14 protein-coding genes are annotated in these 16,877 nt (G+C 63.0%); 5 read left to right on the top strand and 9 right to left on the bottom strand.

All coding sequences use genetic code 11. The features are described 5' to 3' along the window. Positions 1 to 447: 447 nt before the first annotated feature. The 4 genes from JWU58_RS24130 to JWU58_RS24115 form a co-directional block, all read right to left on the bottom strand. Positions 448 to 2,118: a ShlB/FhaC/HecB family hemolysin secretion/activation protein gene (locus JWU58_RS24130; RefSeq protein ID WP_206421102.1), complete on the bottom strand. Its 1,671-nt coding sequence runs from the start codon at positions 2,116 to 2,118 to the stop codon at positions 448 to 450. A gap of 134 nt (positions 2,119 to 2,252) precedes the next feature. Beyond that, the gene (locus JWU58_RS24125) at positions 2,253 to 3,854 is read right to left on the bottom strand and encodes a collagen-like triple helix repeat-containing protein (protein WP_206421101.1); all 1,602 of its coding nucleotides are present in this window, start codon (positions 3,852 to 3,854) and stop codon (positions 2,253 to 2,255) included. Between the two features lie 303 nt (positions 3,855 to 4,157). Further along, positions 4,158 to 5,012 (bottom strand): MaoC family dehydratase, encoded by an 855-nt coding sequence (locus tag JWU58_RS24120; RefSeq protein ID WP_206421100.1) that lies wholly within the window; start codon positions 5,010 to 5,012, stop codon positions 4,158 to 4,160. 2 nt (positions 5,013 to 5,014) lie between these two features. Beyond that, a complete protein-coding gene (locus JWU58_RS24115) occupies positions 5,015 to 6,367 on the bottom strand; it encodes a 3-oxoacyl-ACP reductase (protein ID WP_206421099.1) in 1,353 nt (450 codons plus the stop codon). A gap of 236 nt (positions 6,368 to 6,603) precedes the next feature. Here JWU58_RS24115 and JWU58_RS24110 point away from each other — a divergent pair, with 236 nt between their 5' ends. The 3 genes from JWU58_RS24110 to JWU58_RS24100 all read left to right on the top strand — a co-directional run bounded on the left by JWU58_RS24110 (position 6,604) and on the right by JWU58_RS24100 (position 10,486). Further along, positions 6,604 to 7,881: an acetyl-CoA C-acetyltransferase gene (locus JWU58_RS24110; RefSeq protein ID WP_206421098.1), complete on the top strand. Its 1,278-nt coding sequence runs from the start codon at positions 6,604 to 6,606 to the stop codon at positions 7,879 to 7,881. A 332-nt stretch (positions 7,882 to 8,213) separates the two neighbouring features. Then, positions 8,214 to 9,110, top strand: a complete 897-nt coding sequence (locus JWU58_RS24105; RefSeq protein ID WP_016771829.1) for a PA4780 family RIO1-like protein kinase — start codon at positions 8,214 to 8,216, stop codon at positions 9,108 to 9,110. Positions 9,111 to 9,277: 167 nt separating this feature from the next. After that, positions 9,278 to 10,486 carry an MFS transporter gene (locus tag JWU58_RS24100; RefSeq protein ID WP_206421097.1) on the top strand — a complete coding sequence of 403 codons (1,209 nt, stop codon included), beginning with the start codon at positions 9,278 to 9,280 and terminating at the stop codon, positions 10,484 to 10,486. Here the strand turns inward: JWU58_RS24100 and cueR are convergent. From cueR to JWU58_RS24085, 3 genes are all read right to left on the bottom strand, one after another. Beyond that, complete coding sequence (cueR, locus tag JWU58_RS24095) at positions 10,440 to 10,853, bottom strand: Cu(I)-responsive transcriptional regulator (RefSeq protein WP_016771827.1); 414 nt, start codon at positions 10,851 to 10,853, stop codon at positions 10,440 to 10,442. The two genes, JWU58_RS24100 and cueR, sit on opposite strands and share 47 nt — an antisense overlap. Further along, positions 10,850 to 13,243, bottom strand: coding sequence for a copper resistance metal-translocating P1-type ATPase CueA (gene cueA, locus JWU58_RS24090; RefSeq protein ID WP_206421096.1), 2,394 nt, complete (start codon positions 13,241 to 13,243; stop codon positions 10,850 to 10,852). Before cueA ends, cueR begins: the two co-directional genes overlap by 4 nt. 238 nt (positions 13,244 to 13,481) lie before the next feature. Then, positions 13,482 to 13,865: a hypothetical protein gene (locus tag JWU58_RS24085; protein ID WP_122611286.1), complete on the bottom strand. Its 384-nt coding sequence runs from the start codon at positions 13,863 to 13,865 to the stop codon at positions 13,482 to 13,484. Between the two features lie 148 nt (positions 13,866 to 14,013). Here JWU58_RS24085 and JWU58_RS24080 point away from each other — a divergent pair, with 148 nt between their 5' ends. Both JWU58_RS24080 and JWU58_RS24075 read left to right on the top strand, forming a co-directional pair. After that, positions 14,014 to 14,211, top strand: coding sequence for a cation transporter (locus tag JWU58_RS24080; protein WP_056787762.1), 198 nt, complete (start codon positions 14,014 to 14,016; stop codon positions 14,209 to 14,211). 87 nt (positions 14,212 to 14,298) lie between these two features. After that, a complete protein-coding gene (locus tag JWU58_RS24075) occupies positions 14,299 to 15,495 on the top strand; it encodes a multidrug effflux MFS transporter (protein ID WP_024011460.1) in 1,197 nt (398 codons plus the stop codon). A gap of 17 nt (positions 15,496 to 15,512) precedes the next feature. Here the strand turns inward: JWU58_RS24075 and JWU58_RS24070 are convergent, their stop codons facing one another. After that, positions 15,513 to 15,686 carry a hypothetical protein gene (locus tag JWU58_RS24070; protein ID WP_016771823.1) on the bottom strand — a complete coding sequence of 58 codons (174 nt, stop codon included), beginning with the start codon at positions 15,684 to 15,686 and terminating at the stop codon, positions 15,513 to 15,515. Positions 15,687 to 15,838: 152 nt separating this feature from the next. Further along, the gene (locus JWU58_RS24065) at positions 15,839 to 16,852 is read right to left on the bottom strand and encodes a zinc-binding alcohol dehydrogenase family protein (protein ID WP_123443874.1); all 1,014 of its coding nucleotides are present in this window, start codon (positions 16,850 to 16,852) and stop codon (positions 15,839 to 15,841) included. Between the last annotated feature and the right edge of the window lie 25 nt (positions 16,853 to 16,877).

Genomic DNA, 16,877 nt, shown 5'->3' with positions numbered 1-16,877 from the left:
GTTAGTCGACCGATGAGCCACGAAATCGGCGCGCCCGAAGGCGCCCTGCGCACAGCCACCATCAAGTGCAGGTATGCAATACCTGGCTGACAGGAACCTGTGCGTCGTGGACAAGCGGGCGACTAAACCCGACCACTGATGAGCAGTGGCAGACAGACGATAGAACCCGCGCCCCAGGCGCACAAGCCGGCGGATTCTGGCGTAGCCGTAGGCAACGGCGCAAGGATTTGTGGGCTGTTGCGAGGTAACGGGGCGTGTGTTTAAACGGCTGGTTTAAGCGCTGCGATAAATCGGTTGAATAGCCGAACGCTTTCGCGAGCAGGCTCGCTCCCACAGGGACGGCGGTTGTGCTCAGACACCATGAACACCGCCGAATCTGTGGGAGCGAGCCTGCTCGCGAAGGCGGTGCGTCAGTCAAAAAATCCTGACTGACACACCGCTCGGCCATCACAACTGATAACTGAAACTGATGCTGTACCGAGGCTTGCGGTTCAACGTATCCAGCGCTTCATCCGACATGGCCTTCGCCACTTCCAGGGCGACGTTGTAGTACTTGGCATCGCCGAACCTCAGTCCGAGCGCGGTGGATGACAGGTTGTTGGCCTGCACCGGCAGTTGGTTGAACCAGCTGCGCGAGCGGTCTACGACTACGTAGGGTTGCAGGATGCGCACCCAGTTGCCGTCGCGGTTGAAGCTGTAGTTGACCTCGTAGGCCACCCCCCAACCCTTGTCGCCCGAGGCCTGGTCGTCGGGGTAGCCACGGCCGAAGTTCTGCCCGCCGAATACGGCGCGTTCGCTGTCGGGCAAGGTGTCGTCGCTCCAGTACAGCGCCGCCGAGAGCACGCCTTGCCAGTTGTCGAGGAACTTGTCGCTCTGCACGCCGGACAGTCTGACGCGGAAGAAATCCAGGTCGATGTCGTCGTAGTTGGTGTGTGCGCCGAGGCTGTCGAAGCCCTGGTAGACGCCGGCACTGAGGATGCGCAGTTGGCGGGCGTCGGCCTTGCGCCAGTCGCCTTCGAAAGCCAGGGCGCGGACGTCGGTGCGCAGTTCGGTGCTGAAGGGAAAGTTGATGCCGTCGTAGCGCGTCTTGTCGTCGACCGCATACAGGCGCGAGCCGGCGGTCAGCAGTTCGTTGGCGGAGGCGATCAGGGGCGTGCTGAAGCCGATCGAGTAGCGATCGTTCTCGCGGTGAGTACTCAGACGTCCGCCACCGCCGACCAGCACTTCGGTGTCCGGGTCGGCGCGGTAACGCGAGGCCGAGACGTTGAGTTGCGTGCCTTCGGTATCGAGGAACTGGCTGTAGTCGAGACGGTAGTAATGTTCTTTGTCGTCGCCCGGTGGGAACAGGCCGCTGAGGCTCAACTGTTCGCCCATCGACGTCTGCGAATTGCTGCTGATACCGAGCAACGCCTGCGGGCCGTTGCGGTTGTCTTCGGTGGTGCTCAGGGTGCTGGTGAACGGTTTGCGACTGGCCTGGGCGACCAGTGTGGTCGCGCCATCGGTGGTGCCCGGTGGCGGCACTTGCGCTTGAATGGTGACGCCGGGAATGCGGCTCATCAGCGTGGTGTAGCGCTCGAAGGTCTTGCGCGTCAGCGGGCGTTCGGCCTGGATTTTCGCGGCGAGTTTGTCGAGCAGACTTTTGACCCGGCCGATGTCGCCCTGCATCTGGATATCGCGCACGTAGCCCTCGACCAGTACCACGCGGGCCACGCCATCATCGAAGTTCTGTTGCGGCAGGAACGCGTAGGACAACAGATAGCCGTCCTGCTGATAGCGGCGGGTGATGTTGCGCGTGGCTTCGATCAGTTCGGCAAGGCTGGCCTGGCGGCCGATCAGGGGCTTGTAGATTTCCGCGAGTTCGTTGAGCGGGTAGATCGTGCCGCCTTCGATCTGCACGGTCTTGAGGTTGACCTTGGTTTCCATCAGCAGTGGCTGTGCGGCGGTCGCACCCGGGTCCGGCACTTGCAGCGGCGCCGCGCTCGGCCGATAGGCGTCGGCGGGCAGGTTGGGTACGGGGAGGTTGCGGATGGTTTCGTTGCTGTTGAGAAAGCTGGGCAAGGTGTCGGCGAGGGCAGCGGAACTGAGGCTAAGGCACAGCAGGGATGCCAGTACGCGCATAGGACACTCCATGGTCAGAACACAGCACAGGGCAGATTTTTCCTTAGAAAAAAGGCGGAAGACTCGTGGGAATCTTCCGCCCTCAACCAAGCGTAGGCGCTGTAGGTAAGGCCGTCGAATCGGCCAGGTGCAATTTAGCGTTTGTTGCCGCCCAGCGCGCCGGTCAGGCCGCCGAGTACCCCGCCCAGACCGCCAGTTGTGCCGCCAGTGGCAGTGCCGCTGTTGACCAGGCCACCGACCGCTGCCACGGTGCCGCCGACGTTGGTAACCAGACCGCCGACAGCAGTGGTGACCGGGTTGTTGGTGGCGGCAATCGCTCCGCCGAGATTGCCGACTGCGGCGCCCACCTGATTTGTAAGACCAGCGACCGGAGTGCCGAGACCGGTAGCGGCGCCGACCTGTTGAGTGACAGTGGTGACCGCGCTGGTGACCGGATTGAGGCCCGCACCGACTGCGGCGCCGACACTGGCCAGCGGCGAAGTGGTTGCAGTGATCGGTGTGCCCGAGCCGCCGAGTACGGTGTTGATCGACGCAATCGTGTTGCCCAGCCCGCCAGCGGTGACGCCGCCGGCACTGACCACGCCGCTGGTGCTGCCGGCATTCAGACCGCTGCCGACGTTGACCACCGCGCCACCCACGGTTTGCAGCAGACCGGTGCCGCCCAGCCCGCCACCGATGCCACCGATGCCGCCAGTACCCGAGCCAGTGCCATTGGACACCAGGCCGCCCGCTTTGCCGACCGCCGTGCCGGTGTTGCTCAGGGCGCCCCCGAGGGTGTTGGTCAGGGCATTGCCGCTGCCTGCGTTGGTAACTTTGCCGCCGAGGCTGTTCACCGTGCCGCCCACTTTCGAGATCACCCCTTTGAGCGGATCACCCAGGCCGGTGGTAACGCCCAGTTTGTCGGTGGTGCTTTCGACCATGGCGATCACCGGCACCAGGCCGCTGCCGACCTTGTTGGTCAACTGGCTGGTCGGGCCGCTGGTCAGTGAGGTGTTGAGGGTGTCGCCAAGCATGGTGACTTTTTCACCGATGCCATCGACCAGCGGCGCCACCCGGGTGACTACACCGCCAACGACGGGAACGCTACGGGTCGCGGTGTTGAGTTTGACGCTGAGGTCCGACACACCGTCGCCAACATCGGAAACCACGCCGCCAACCGAGGCCACGGTGGTGGTCAGGCCATTGGGGTCAGTGGCCAGTTTGCCGATGCCATCAGTAACGCCATCGCCCAAGGTGCTGACCACGTTGCCGGTGGTGTTGGCCACGCTTTGGACGATGCCGCCAGCGACCGGAACAGTACTCAGTGAATCGCCGATCTGGCCGATGCCATCGCCGACACCGCTGACGGTTTTGCCGACATCCTGAACAAGTGTTGTGGTCACCAGCGAAGGTGCAGCGGGATTGGTCGGGTTGGTGGGATCGGTCGGGTCTGTCGGATTGGTTGGGTTGGTCGGATCGGTGCCACCGCCGGTACCGCCAGTGCCGCCAGTGCCACCGGTTCCACCAGTGCCTGCGGTATCGCCGCCGGTGCCACCTGTACCGCCGGTGCCGGCAGTATCGCCGCCGGTTCCGCCGCCCGCGCCACCGCTGCCATCGGTGCCCGCCGTGCCGTCCGCCGTCGAGCTGCCCGAACTGCTGCGATGACCGCCACCGCCGCTGCTGCAGCCGACGAGGCCGACCGAAAGAATCAGTGCCAACGCGATTGCCGATTTGGACCACATCACTTGAGTTTTCATGATTGAGATTCCTGCACCTGTCACAACGTTACGTTGCCTTCGATGGCTCGCCGATCTGTCGTCGGCGATGCCTCGTCCGTGGCTGTAATCTCAGTCGACGGCAGGTTTTTCACCATTCTCAAGTTGGTATTAACCCCTTTATATAGAGGGCTCGGCGCTATGCCGAAGGACTAATACCCAGGTAATAAACGGGCAAAAAAAAGCCTTGATATTCAAGGCTCGGTTTTTTCCAAAGCGGCGGGCAGGGCGCGGAAAAACTTAAGTGATATATACACAATTAACGGGTTTTTCCGCCCCGCCAGATCAGGCGATCGGTTGCCACTGACCGACCATATGTTCCAGGTCGCCGGCACCGATCAGACGCAACTCACCGCTGGAGCCCGCGGCACTGGCCAGCAATATCACTTCACTGGGCAGGCGCACCGGTTTGCGAAAGTGCACGGCGATTTCCAGGTTGGCTTTGGGCAGGTGATCGGAGAGTGCCGCCAGTGTGCGTGCCTTGTTCCACAGTCCATGGGCGATCGCGGTGGGAAAACCGAACAGTTTGGCGCTCGCCGCACTGAGGTGAATCGGGTTGTAGTCGCCGGAGACTTTCGCATACTGGCGACCGATATCGGCCGGCGCAGTCCAGCGCGCCACTTCGAGCAAGTCCTGTGACGGCTGCCAGTCCTGTGCCAGCGCCTCGCCCTCGAGTTTTACCCCGCGACAGAGCATCTGGCTTTCGGCTTCCCACAGCGGCCCGAGCTGATCGTCGAGGGTGGTCAACAGATCGAACGTCGCGCCCTTGGCATGCGGTTGCAGATTGTGCACACGCACGCTGACTTGCCCGCGACTGATCGCGCCCATCGGCCGCAGCACGCGGATGCGGTTGCTCAGGTGAATCAGCCCCAGCAGCGGGAACGGAAAGTCCCTGGCCGTGAGCAATTGCATCTGCAAGGCGAAGGCGAGGATGTGTGGATAGGTCGGCGGCAGCAGGCCGTCATCGACGAAACCGCAGACCTTGCGATAGGCCGCCAGTCGTTTGCCGTCGATATCGACCCAGCAGCGCAGGCCGCTGTCGGGCAGTTGCGTACCGGTGATTTTGCGTCGCGTCGCTGCGCGCGAGTACAGCGCGGGCAGACTCGGTTCGCGATCCAGCGTGTGCCATTCAATGCTCATGCTCAGGCCCCCAGAACACTTTGGCCGCAGACCCGCAGCGCTTGGCCGGTGAACGCGCCCGTGCCCGGTTGCGCCAGCCACGCCACGGCTTCGGCGACGTCCTGCGGCAAGCCACCCTGGCCCAGCGAACTCATGCGCCGCCCGGCCTCGCGCAGGCCGAACGGAATGTGCGCAGTCATTTGCGTTTCGATGAAACCGGGGGCGACGGCGTTAATGCTGATGCCGCGTTCCAGCAGCGTCGGCGCCCAGGCCTGGGCCAGACCGATCAGGCCAGCCTTGCTTGCCGCGTAGTTGGTTTGCCCGCGATTGCCGGCGATGCCGCTGATCGAGGCGAGCAGGACCACTCGTGCGTTGTCGCGCAGGGTGCCGCTGTCGAGCAGCGCCTTGGTCAGCACTTGCGGGGCATTGAGGTTGACGGCCAGCACCGCGTCCCAGAATTCCGGGGTCATGTTGGCCAGGGTTTTGTCACGGGTGATGCCGGCGTTGTGCACGAGGATGTCGAGGCCGTCAGGCAGCTGTTCGATCAATTGCGCGGCGGCGTCATCGGCGCAGATATCGAGGGTGATCGCCCGGCCGCCGAGGCGGGCGGCGAGGGCTTCGAGATCGGTTTTGGCCGGCGGTACGTCGAGGAGGATCACCTCGGCGCCATCCCGGGCCAGGGTTTCGGCAATCGAAGCGCCAATGCCGCGCGCACTACCGGTGACCAACGCCTTGCGCCCGGCCAGCGGGCGGGTCCAGTCAGTGACTGGCGTGGCGCACGCGGTCAGACGAATCACCTGACCGGAAACGAAAGCACTTTTTGGCGAGAGGAAAAATCGCAGCGGGCCTTCCAGTTGATCTTCGGCACCTTCGCCGACGTAGATCAGCTGCAAGGTGCCACCGCCGCGCAGCTCTTTGGCCAGCGAGCGCGAGAAGCCTTCGAGTGCTCGCTGCGCACTGGAGGCGAACGGATCACCCAGGGTTTCCGGCGCGCGGCCGAGGATGACCAGATGCGCGCTATGGTCGAGATTCTTCATCAATGGCTGGAAGAATTCGCGCAACTGCTTGAGCTGGTCGGTGTGTTGCAGAGCGCTGGCGTCGAACACCACCGCTTTGATTTTCGGCCCGTGGCCGGGGATCCACGCGGTGGCCAGCGAGGGCTCGGTGCCGTAGCTGTAGATCGCATCGGTCAAGCGGTTGGCAAACCCGCTGATCCGTTCGGCCAGCGGCCCGCCACCGAGCAACAGGGCGCCCTCGATCGGCCGCAGACGCCCCGCCTGCCAGCGTTCCAGCCGCACCGGCGACGGCAGGCCCAAGGCCCCGACCAGACGATGGCCGAAGGATGAGTTGGCGAAGTCGATATAGCGGTCAGACATGGAACGCTCTCCAGAAGTTGGGGTTCAAAGTGTGGACTGTCCACGGCAATCAATCGTTCGATCGGCGCAATAAGGCCTACGCTGGTTTAGCAGAGTAGACCACTGACCCTGTGGGAGCGGGCTTGCCCGCGATGGCGAGTGTCAGCCGCTGAAGGGTTGGAAATGCCGCCCCCATCGCTGGCAAGCCAGCTCCCACAGGTTTCCATGTGAATCCGCAAATTCCACAGGAGTTATCCATGACCCAGCTGCGCCGCGTCGCGATCATCGGCGGTAACCGCATCCCTTTCGCCCGCTCCAACGGGCCGTACGCCACCGCCAGCAATCAGGCGATGCTCACCGCCGCGCTGGAAGGCCTGATCGAACGCTACAACCTGCATGGCCAGCGCATCGGCGAAGTGGTGGCGGGCGCGGTGCTTAAATTGTCACGGGATATGAACCTGACCCGCGAATGCGTGCTCGGCTCGCGCCTGTCTCCAGCGACGCCGGCCTATGACATTCAGCAAGCCTGCGGCACCGGTCTGGAAGCGGCGCTGCTGGTGGCCAACAAAATCGCCCTCGGCCAGATCGACTGCGGCATCGCCGGCGGCGTCGACACCACTTCCGATGCGCCGATCAGCGTCAGCGAAGGCCTGCGCAGGATTCTTCTACAGGCCAACCGCGCCAAGAGCACCGGCGACAAACTGAAAACCCTTTTGCAGTTGCGGCCCCAGCATCTTATTCCCGAATTCCCGCGCAACGGCGAGCCACGCACTGGCCTGTCCATGGGCGAGCACTGTGAGCTGATGGCGCAGACCTGGAATATCCCCCGCGAAGAACAGGATCAACTGGCCCTCGAAAGCCACCACAAACTCGCCGCTTCCTACAGCGAAGGCTGGCACAACGATCTGATGACGCCGTTCCTCGGCCTGACCCGCGACAACAATCTGCGCCCGGACCTGACCCTGGAAAAACTCGCCACGCTGAAACCGGCCTTCGAGAAAAGCGCCAAGGGCACGCTGACGGCCGGCAATTCCACGCCGCTCACCGATGGCGCTTCGGTGGTGTTGCTGGGAAGTGAGGAATGGGCCAGAGAGCGCGGTTTGCCGATCCTTGCTTATCTGCGCGACGGCGAAGCGGCGGCGGTGGATTTCGTCAACGGTGCCGAGGGCCTGCTGATGGCGCCGGTGTATGCCGTGCCACGCTTGCTGGCGCGCAACGGCCTGACCTTGCAGGATTTTGATTACTACGAAATTCACGAAGCCTTCGCCGCGCAGGTCTTGTGCACGCTCAAGGCCTGGGAGGATCCCGAATACTGCAGAATCCGCTTGGGGCTCGACGCGCCCCTGGGTTCGATTGATCGCAGTCGGCTTAACGTCAAAGGCAGTTCGCTGGCGGCGGGGCACCCGTTTGCTGCGACGGGCGGCCGGATTGTCGCGAATCTGGCCAAGCTGCTGGATGCGGCGGGCAAGGGGCGAGGGTTGATTTCGATCTGTGCGGCGGGCGGGCAGGGTGTCACCGCGATTATCGAACGCTAAGCAGTATTCCAATGTGGGAGCGAGCCTGCTCGCGAAGGGGTCGTGTCAGTCGCCATCATTCTCTGCTGACAGACCGCTTTCGCGAGCAGGCTCGCTCCCACGGGGTTTCCGATGCATGTGCATGTCAGATTCTGTCGCAAATGCCCTTGCCGACCGATACCAATCAATGCCACGGTCTCGGCTATGATTCGCCCGGGTCGCTGCGATTGATCCGGCACAGTGTGTGCATCCTCAAGGTTCACAGGTCGGCAACCCCTCCCCGTCGGGCGAGGATTGCCGTATAACGAGTGACATTCGCGTGTTTGGTAATAAAGGACCCACAATAAAAGCTGATGAAGACTCCAAAACGCATTGAACCCCTGATCGAGGACGGTCTGGTCGACGAAGTGCTGCGCCCACTGATGAGTGGCAAAGAGGCAGCTGTTTATGTAGTGCGCTGCGGCAATCAGTTACGTTGCGCCAAGGTCTACAAGGAGGCGAATAAACGCAGTTTCCGCCAGGCGGCCGAGTATCAGGAAGGCCGCAAGGTTCGTAACAGTCGTCAGGCGCGGGCCATGGCGAAGGGGTCCAAGTTCGGTCGCAAAGAGACCGAAGACGCCTGGCAGAACGCTGAAGTGGCGGCGCTTTTCCGTCTGGCCGGCGCCGGTGTGCGGGTGCCCAAACCCTATGACTTCCTCGACGGCGTGCTGTTGATGGAGCTGGTGGCCGACGAATTCGGCGACGCCGCGCCGCGTCTGAATGACGTGGTGCTGGAGCCGGATCAGGCGCGCGAATATCACGCGTTCCTGATTTCGCAGATCGTGCTGATGTTGTGTACTGGTCTGGTGCACGGTGACCTCTCCGAGTTCAACGTGCTGCTGACCCCGACCGGCCCGGTCATCATCGACCTGCCCCAGGCAGTCGACGCTGCGGGCAACAACCACGCGTTCAGCATGCTCGAGCGTGACGTTGGCAACATGGCTTCGTACTTCGGCCGTTTCGCGCCGGAATTGAAGAAGACCAAGTACGCCAAGGAAATGTGGGCGTTGTACGAAGCCGGCACCTTGCACCCGAACAGTGTGCTGACCGGCGAGTTCGACGATCCAGAGGACCTGGCGGATGTCGGCGGGGTGCTGCGCGAAATCGAAGCGGCGCGCCTCGACGAGGAACGCAAGCAAGCCATTCGCGCGGCGGACGACGCGCCGAAAGGCAAACCCGAAGAACCGCCTCCACCGCCGTGGATGCAGTGATCGCGTGATGAAAAAGCCCGGCTTCGGCCGGGTTTTTTGTGCCTGCGCACTTTCCGCAAACGCGAGCGTGCCCTTGTAGGAGCTGCCGAAGGCTGCGATCTTTTGCCTTTGCTTCAAGGACAAGATCAAAAGATCGCAGCCTTCGGCAGCTCCTACAAGGACCGTATGTGAGTACCCCACGCAACACCCACCTGATCGTAACCGCCCGGCTGATCTCCGATTTCGGCGCCTTCCTCAACATGGTCGCGCTGGCCACCTACGTCTACCTGCTGAGCAACAATGCCATGAGCGTCGGCATCTTCCTTGCCAGCCGTGTCGGTGGCGGAATCTTCGCCAGTCTGCTCGGCACGCGCTTCTACCGGCGCTGGCAGGGCCGCGCGCCGCTGATTGCGTTCGATCTGTTGCGTGCTGCACTGCTGGGACTGCTGTTGATCACACCGGCGAGTCAGCAGGCATGGCTGTTGCCGTTGATTGCCTTCGGCCTCGGCTTGGGCAATTCGATGTTCGCCATCGGCCTCAACAGCCAGTTGCCGCGTTTGATCGCGCCGGCGCAATTGCTCAAGGCCAACGCCTGGATCACTTCAGCTTCTTCTGCGGCGATGGTCGGCGGCAGTCTGGTGTCGGGGTTGCTGGTGGCTGCTTTTGGTTTCGAAACGGTCTTCGCCCTCAACGCGCTGACCTATGTGCTCGCGGCGCTGCTGATCGTGCCGCTGCGTTTCGAAAAAACGCACGTCAGCGAACAGCCGGTACACGGTGACTGGTTTGCGCTGCGGCAGGGCCTGCGTTCGGCGCCTGTGGTCGCGGCCATGCTCGCGGTGACCATGGCCGACACCTTGGGCAGTGCCGCGCACAACGTCGGCTTCCCGATCATTTCCAAACTGCTCACTCCCGAGGCGGCGAGTACGACCTTGGGTCTGGCGCTTGCGGTATGGGCCAGCGGCAAGCTGCTCGGCGCGCGCATCGCCAGTCACCTGAAAGGCTCGGAGAACAGCCACCTTGAAAGACGATTTTTCTGCGGTGTGGCGCTGATGTCCTGCGGGTTCATTCTGATGTTCCAGCAGCACAGCCTCTACGGTCTGCTGCTGTTCGCCTTGCCGGCCGGGCTTGGCGACGGGGTTTCCGAAGTCAGCTTGATGTCACGGCTGCAAAGGGAACCTGCGGCGTTGCGCCTGCCGATTTTCAGTGTGCTGACCTTGCTGCAGATGAGCGGTTTCGGCATCGGCATGCTGGTCGCCGCACCGTTCTATGCGTGGTGGACGCCGGGGGCCGTGGTCATGCTGTTCCACGGCATTCCCCTCGGCACCCTGTGCGTGGTGACGCTGCTGGGGATCAGGCGCGAGCGGGTTGCGCGCAGCAGCCCGACGCCAGTTCCTTGAGGATCGGGCAGTCCGGGCGATGGTCGCCGCTGCAATGCTCGACCAAATCCTGCAGGGTGTCACGCAACTCGCCGAGCTCGCGGATCTTCTGGTTCAGCTCGTCGATGTGCTGGCGCGCCAGTGCTTTCACATCGGCGCTGGCGCGCTGGCGATCCTGCCAGAGGGTCAGCAGCTTGCCGACCTCCTCCAGAGAAAAGCCCAGATCCCGCGAACGCTTGATAAACGCCAGTGTGTGCAGGTCGTCGCTGCCGTATACGCGGTAACCGCTGTCGGTGCGATTCGCCGCTTTGAGCAGGCCGATCGATTCGTAATAGCGGATCATTTTTGCACTCAGGCCACTCTGCCGGGCCGCTTGGCCGATGTTCATCGGTGTTCCTCCAGGTCCTTGGGCTTCCAGGTTTTCAACAGTAGCGCATTGCTCACCACGCTGACGCTCGACAGTGCCATCGCCGCGCCGGCCAGCACCGGATTAAGGAAGCCGAACACCGCCAGCGGAATGCCGATCAGGTTGTAGACAAAAGCCCAGAACAGGTTCTGGCGAATCTTCGCGTACGTTTTGCGGCTGATCTCCAGCGCTGCCGGCACCAGTCGCGGATCGCCGCGCATCAAGGTGATGCCGGCCGCGTGCATGGCGACGTCGGTGCCGCCGCCCATGGCGATGCCGATGTCGGCGGCGGCGAGGGCCGGGGCGTCGTTGATGCCATCGCCGACCATGGCGACTACGCCGGTTTTCTTCAGCTCGGCGACGGTCGCGGCCTTGTCGGCAGGCAGCACTTCGGCGTGGACATTTTGGATGCCCAGAGCCTCGGCCACCACCCGTGCGCTGCCGCGATTGTCGCCGGTCAGCAGGTGGCTCTGGATATCCCGCGCGGCAAGTTGTTGCACCGCTTGCAGAGCGCCGGGTTTCAGCGTGTCACCGAAGGCGAACAGACCCAGTACCTTCGGCTCGGGACTTTGCTCAATCAACCACGACAATGTGCGGCCTTCACTTTCCCAAGCCTCGGCGGATGCGCTCAGATCGCTGGTACCCAACCCGCTTTCGTCGAGCATCCGCCGATTGCCCAGCGCCAGGCGCCGGCCATCCAGCGTGCCGGCGATGCCGCGTCCGGTCAGCGACTGGCTGTCGCTGACATCGGGCACGTTCAAGCCGCGTTCAGCGGCTGCATCCAGCACCGCTTTGGCCAAAGGATGCTCGCTGCCGCGCTGCAACGCACCGGCCAAGGTCAGCAGATTATTTTCGTCACCATCGACCGCGCTGAAGTGCGCGATTCGCGGCGTGCCCGAGGTCAGCGTGCCGGTCTTGTCGAACACCACGCTGCTGACTTCATGGGCGCGCTCCAGCGCTTCGGCGTCCTTGATCAGAATTCCATGACGTGCGGCGACGCCGGTGCCGGCCATGATCGCCGTCGGGGTGGCAAGGCCGAGGGCGCACGGGCAGGCGATCACCAGCACGGCGACGGCATTGATCACCGCCGTTTCCAGCGGGGCGCCGTGCAGCCACCAGCCGATCAGCGTGGCCAGGGCGATCAGCAATACGGTCGGCACGAAAATCTGGCTGACCTTGTCCACCAGTTTCTGGATCGGCGCTTTCGCTGCTTGCGCGTCTTCGACCAGACGAATGATCCGCGCCAGCACGGATTCCGCGCCGAGCGCCTGGGTGCGCACCAGCAAACGACCTTCGCCATTGATCGCGCCGCCGGTGACCTTGTCGCCCGGTTGTTTCGGCACTGGCAGGCTTTCGCCGCTGATCAGCGCTTCGTCGGCGTGGCTCTGGCCTTCGACGACTTCGCCATCCACCGGGAAGCGTTCGCCGGGTTTGACCAGCACCAGATCGTCGAGGCGCAGGGCGCTGATCGCAACGTCCTGCTCACGCCCGTCGATGACTTGAATCGCGCGCTCCGGCCGCAGCGCTTCGAGGGCGCGAATGGCGCTGGCGGTCTGACGTTTGGCGCGGCTTTCGAGATATTTGCCGAGCAATACCAAAGCGATGACCACCGCCGAGGCCTCGAAATACAGATGCGGCATGCGTCCGGCTGCGCTGGCCCATTCATAGACACTCAGGCCATAACCGGCGCTGGTGCCGAGGGCGACGAGCAGGTCCATGTTGCCGGCACCGGCGCGCACGGCTTTCCACGCCGCCACATAAAAGCGTGCGCCGAAGATGAATTGCACGGGGGTGGCGAGGGCGAATTGCGCCCAGGCCGGGAGCATCCAGTGAATGCCGAACGGCTGCAGCAACATCGGCAGCACCAGCGGCAGAGCGAGGGCGATCGCGCAGATCAATGCCCAGCGCTCACGGTGCAGGCGTTTTTGCTGGTCATCGGACTGTGGCCGTTCAGCTTGCCAGACGCTTGCCGAGTAACCGGCCTTGCTCACCGCGTCGAGCAGGATTTGCGTATCGACCTGGCCGAGCAATTCGAGGTGCGCACGTTCATTGGCCAGATTGACGCTGACGCTGCTCACGCTTGGGACTTTGTTCAGGGCGCGTTCGACGCGACCGACGCAGGACGCGCAGGTCATGCCGTCGATGCTCAATTCGACGGTGTGCCGGGGCACGCTGTAACCGGCGCGCTCCACGGCTTGCATCAGCGCCGGCAGGCTGTCGCCGGGCGCCTGTACCCGGGCCTGTTCGGTGGCGAGGTTGACGCTGACGGCACTGGCGCCGCTGACCTTGCGCAGCGCCCGCTCGACACGCCCGGCGCAACTGGCGCAAGTCATGCCGGCAATCGGCAGATCGAAAGTGGTGGATTCGGACATCGGTCGCGCTCCCTGTAGTGGATGTCTACAGGATCAACCTTGCCATGCGGGCAAGGTCAAGCACCATTCCGCAAGATGTTGATCGTTCCCACGCTCCGCGTGGGAATGCCTCCTGTGACGCTCCGCGTCACGCTTCGGGACGCAGAGCGTCCATGGCTGCATTCCCACGCAGAGCGTGGGAACGATCGGCGATTCTTGTGGGAGCGAGCAGGCTCGCTCCCACAGGTTAGGAATTTGCTCAATAACCGAGATCGGCGCGCTTCAGATACATGCCGTCCTGCGTCATCGCTATCCGGTACTTCTGGATCTCACCCGCTTGCAGTTTAATTTCCTGCGAGCCCGGTGCGAGCATGCCGGGATTGCAACCCGGTGCCTGGCCCGGCAGCAGTTTCAGGCGCAGCGAAACCTTGCCCGGTGGCAGGTTAAACGACGTGCTCTGCTCCTGGAACAGGCGCGCCGAGAGCTGATCCTGGATGTACACGCCGATCTCGCACGAGGTCGCCACTTCGAGACGTTCGCGGGAAATGATCAGTACCGCGTAATCCTCGCCGGCGGCTTGCACCTGCGGGACGGCGGCGAAAAGGCTGAGCAAGCCAAACAGGCCCAAAGCTGACCAGCGCATGGCTGAATCTCCTGAATTCCAGTCATTGATGCATGCAGCTTGGCCGAGCGCGACGCCGATTGCCAGCCCGGCAGTTTTTCGCAGAACTTGACCTTGCCATCGTGGCAAGCTCGAGACTGCCGGCAACCTCACTCAAAGGAGTCTTCCCATGCAAGTGTTCAACGTTCAAGGCATGTCCTGCGGTCATTGCGTCAAAGCCATTACCACTGCGGTGCAGGCGCTGGATCCGGCGGCCAGCGTGCGTGTCGATCTGGCGGCCAAGGAAGTCGGCGTCGAGAGCGCGCTGAGTGCCGACCAGGTGATCGAAGCGATCCGCGAAGAGGGTTATGAGGTGAAGCTCGTCTGAAATTGATCGTTAGCGAGCTATCGGAATGTTCAAGGCGTCCGGGCGCGGCTAGACTGTCGGGCTGCGACTTGCCCACCTGGATGCCTGATGAACTTCCGCACGATTTTGATACTCGGCGCCTTGAGCGCTTTCGGTCCTTTGGCGATCGACTTCTATTTGCCTGCCTTCCCGGCCATGGCGCTGGCGTTCGGCACCGATGAGCAGCATGTCCAGCTGACGCTGGCGGCGTACTTCCTCGGTCTGTCGCTGGGCCAACTGGCTTACGGGCCGATTTCCGATCGTTTCGGCCGGCGGCTTCCGCTGCTCAGCGGTGTCGCCCTGTTTACTCTGGCGTCATTGGCCTGCGCCTACGCGCCGAGCCTGGAATGGCTGATCGGCGCGCGCTTCGTCCAGGCACTCGGTGGTTGTGCGGGGATGGTGATTTCCCGTGCGGTGGTCGCCGACAAGTGCGACGCGGTGGGCTCGGCGAAAGTGTTTTCCCAGTTGATGCTGGTAATGGGCCTGGCGCCGATTCTGGCGCCGATGCTCGGTGGGCTGCTGGTCAATACCACGGGTTGGCAGTCGATCTTTCTGGTCCTGACCGGGTTCAGTGCGGCGGCGGGTCTGGCGGTGGCGTTGGGGCTGCCGGAAAGCATGCCGGCCCACGTGCCGCGCCAGCCATTGTCCGGTGCGTTGCGCCAGTACGCACGACTGGTCAAGGACTCGGTCTATCTGGGCCACGCCCTGACCGGAGGCATCGCCATCGCCGGCATGTTCGCTTACATTGCCGGTTCACCGTTTGTGTTCATCAAGCTCTACGGCGTACCCGCCGAGCACTTCGGCTGGCTGTTCGGCACCAACGCGGCGGGCTTCATTCTGGTGGCGCAGGTCAATGCTCGTTTGCTGGCCAAGCGTGGCCCGGCGTTCTTGCTGGTGCGCGCGGTGTGGGTGTACTTCCTCGCCGGGCTGACGTTGCTGGCGGTGAGCGCGATGCGTCCAGAGGCGTTGTGGCCGTTGCTGATTCCGCTGTTCATCTGCATTGCCAGCCTCGGCTGCATCATTCCCAATGCCTCGGCTTGCGCAATGAACGGTCAGGGCGCCCGCGCCGGCAGTGCTTCGGCAATGCTCGGTTGCCTGCAATTCAGCATCGCCGCCGGTGCCGCCGCGTTGGTGGGGGTGTTGCACGATGGCAGCGCCGTGCCGATGGCCATGGTCATCAGCCTGTGTGGTTTGCTGGTGGTGAGCGTCGCGCTGCTCACCCGGCGCTTGCAGAATGCCCGGGCGCTGGCGCAAGCCCAGGTCTGAACTCTCGACTTTGGAACTCAGCCGGCGGCGCGCTGCTGGCTGGGTTCGGGAATCCGGTGGGGCGCGCAGAGTCGCGCTTCGAGGGTGCGAGTGAAGGCCAGAGCCTCGGCTTCACTGCGAAAGGTCACGACGTGCTGGTCCAGACGCACCTGCCATTGGGACTTTGCCACTTCTTTTATCAGGATCTTCATTGCTGACCTCCCTTGCGTAAAAGATGTATCGCAGAGGCTTCGATTGTAGACCTCGATACCCGCGTAATTGTGACAAGGGTCAAGCAACCGACTGACGGCAAAAAGCCCCGCAACCGCTCTGGCATCACGAGCGTTTGCGAGGCTTTATTTTTTTAGAAACCTTCTAAAACAATTTTCCCCTTGGCCTTGCCGCTTTCCAGCAGCTCATGGGCGCGGCGCAGGTTGGCCGCGTTGATTACGCCGAAGTGCTCGCCCAAAGTCGTCTTCAAAGTGCCGGCGTCGATCAGTTCGGCGACGCGGTTGAGCAGCTTGTGCTGTTCGATCATGTCCGGCGTTTCGAACAGCGAGCGGGTGTACATGAACTCCCAGTGCAGCGACAGGCTCTTGCGCTTGAGCAGGCTGATGTCGAGGGACTTCGGATCGTCGATCAGCGCCAGTTTGCCTTGCGGCGCGAGGGCTTCGACCAGTTGCGGCAGATGCTGATCGGTCTGGGTCAGGCTGGCGACGTGGGTCACGCTGGCGATGCCGGCGCGCTTCAATTCTTCGCTCAGCGGCTGGCTGTGATCGATGACCAGATCGGCACCGAGTGCGCTGACCCAATCACGGGTTTGCGCACGGGAGGCAGTGCCGATGACTTTCAGGCCGGTCAACTGCTTGGCCAATTGAGTGAGGATCGAACCCACGCCACCCGCCGCACCAACGATCAGCAGGCTCTGGCCTTGATCATTGCTGCCCTCGCTGATTTGCAGGCGCTCGAAAAGCAATTCCCACGCAGTGATCGCGGTCAGCGGCAGCGCGGCGGCTTCGGCAAAACCGAGGGACTTGGGCATGTGGCCGACGATGCGCTCATCAACCACGTGCAGCTCGCTGTTGCCACCGGCCCGAGCGATCGAACCGGCGTAGAAAACCTTGTCGCCCGCCTTGAACAGGGTGACGTCGCTGCCGACCGCCTTGACCACACCGGCAACGTCCCAGCCCAGCACTTTCGCCGCGCCGTTTTCCGGCGCCACGTTCTGCCGCACTTTGGTGTCGACCGGGTTGACTGAGATGGCTTTGACTTCCACCAAGAGGTCGCGCGGGCCGGCGACCGGTTCTGGCAGTTCGATGTCCTGCAGGGACTTGGCGTCGCTGATCGGCAGGGACGCGTAATAGGCAATGGCTTTCATGGATGGCTCCGTACAGTTGATAGAA

Source organism: Pseudomonas atacamensis, from assembly GCF_017167965.1.
GTDB classification, from domain to species: domain Bacteria; phylum Pseudomonadota; class Gammaproteobacteria; order Pseudomonadales; family Pseudomonadaceae; genus Aquipseudomonas; species Aquipseudomonas atacamensis.
The sequence above is the reverse complement of the archived record's forward strand: the minus strand, read 5'-3'. Positions and strand labels throughout refer to the sequence as shown.

What these genes read in the sequence shown, in the direction of transcription:
- JWU58_RS24070 (WP_016771823.1), bottom strand. Translation starts at nt 15,686, where the DNA reads ATGAAGATCCTGATAAAAGAAGTGGCAAAGTCCCAATGGCAGGTGCGT.
- cueR (WP_016771827.1), bottom strand. Translation starts at nt 10,853, where the DNA reads ATGAACATCGGCCAAGCGGCCCGGCAGAGTGGCCTGAGTGCAAAAATG.
- JWU58_RS24115 (WP_206421099.1), bottom strand. Translation starts at nt 6,367, where the DNA reads ATGTCTGACCGCTATATCGACTTCGCCAACTCATCCTTCGGCCATCGT.
- JWU58_RS24085 (WP_122611286.1), bottom strand. Translation starts at nt 13,865, where the DNA reads ATGCGCTGGTCAGCTTTGGGCCTGTTTGGCTTGCTCAGCCTTTTCGCC.
- JWU58_RS24075 (WP_024011460.1), top strand. Translation starts at nt 14,299, where the DNA reads ATGAACTTCCGCACGATTTTGATACTCGGCGCCTTGAGCGCTTTCGGT.
- JWU58_RS24080 (WP_056787762.1), top strand. Translation starts at nt 14,014, where the DNA reads ATGCAAGTGTTCAACGTTCAAGGCATGTCCTGCGGTCATTGCGTCAAA.
- JWU58_RS24105 (WP_016771829.1), top strand. Translation starts at nt 8,214, where the DNA reads ATGAAGACTCCAAAACGCATTGAACCCCTGATCGAGGACGGTCTGGTC.
- JWU58_RS24065 (WP_123443874.1), bottom strand. Translation starts at nt 16,852, where the DNA reads ATGAAAGCCATTGCCTATTACGCGTCCCTGCCGATCAGCGACGCCAAG.
- cueA (WP_206421096.1), bottom strand. Translation starts at nt 13,243, where the DNA reads ATGTCCGAATCCACCACTTTCGATCTGCCGATTGCCGGCATGACTTGC.
- JWU58_RS24125 (WP_206421101.1), bottom strand. Translation starts at nt 3,854, where the DNA reads ATGAAAACTCAAGTGATGTGGTCCAAATCGGCAATCGCGTTGGCACTG.
- JWU58_RS24130 (WP_206421102.1), bottom strand. Translation starts at nt 2,118, where the DNA reads ATGCGCGTACTGGCATCCCTGCTGTGCCTTAGCCTCAGTTCCGCTGCC.
- JWU58_RS24120 (WP_206421100.1), bottom strand. Translation starts at nt 5,012, where the DNA reads ATGAGCATTGAATGGCACACGCTGGATCGCGAACCGAGTCTGCCCGCG.
- JWU58_RS24110 (WP_206421098.1), top strand. Translation starts at nt 6,604, where the DNA reads ATGACCCAGCTGCGCCGCGTCGCGATCATCGGCGGTAACCGCATCCCT.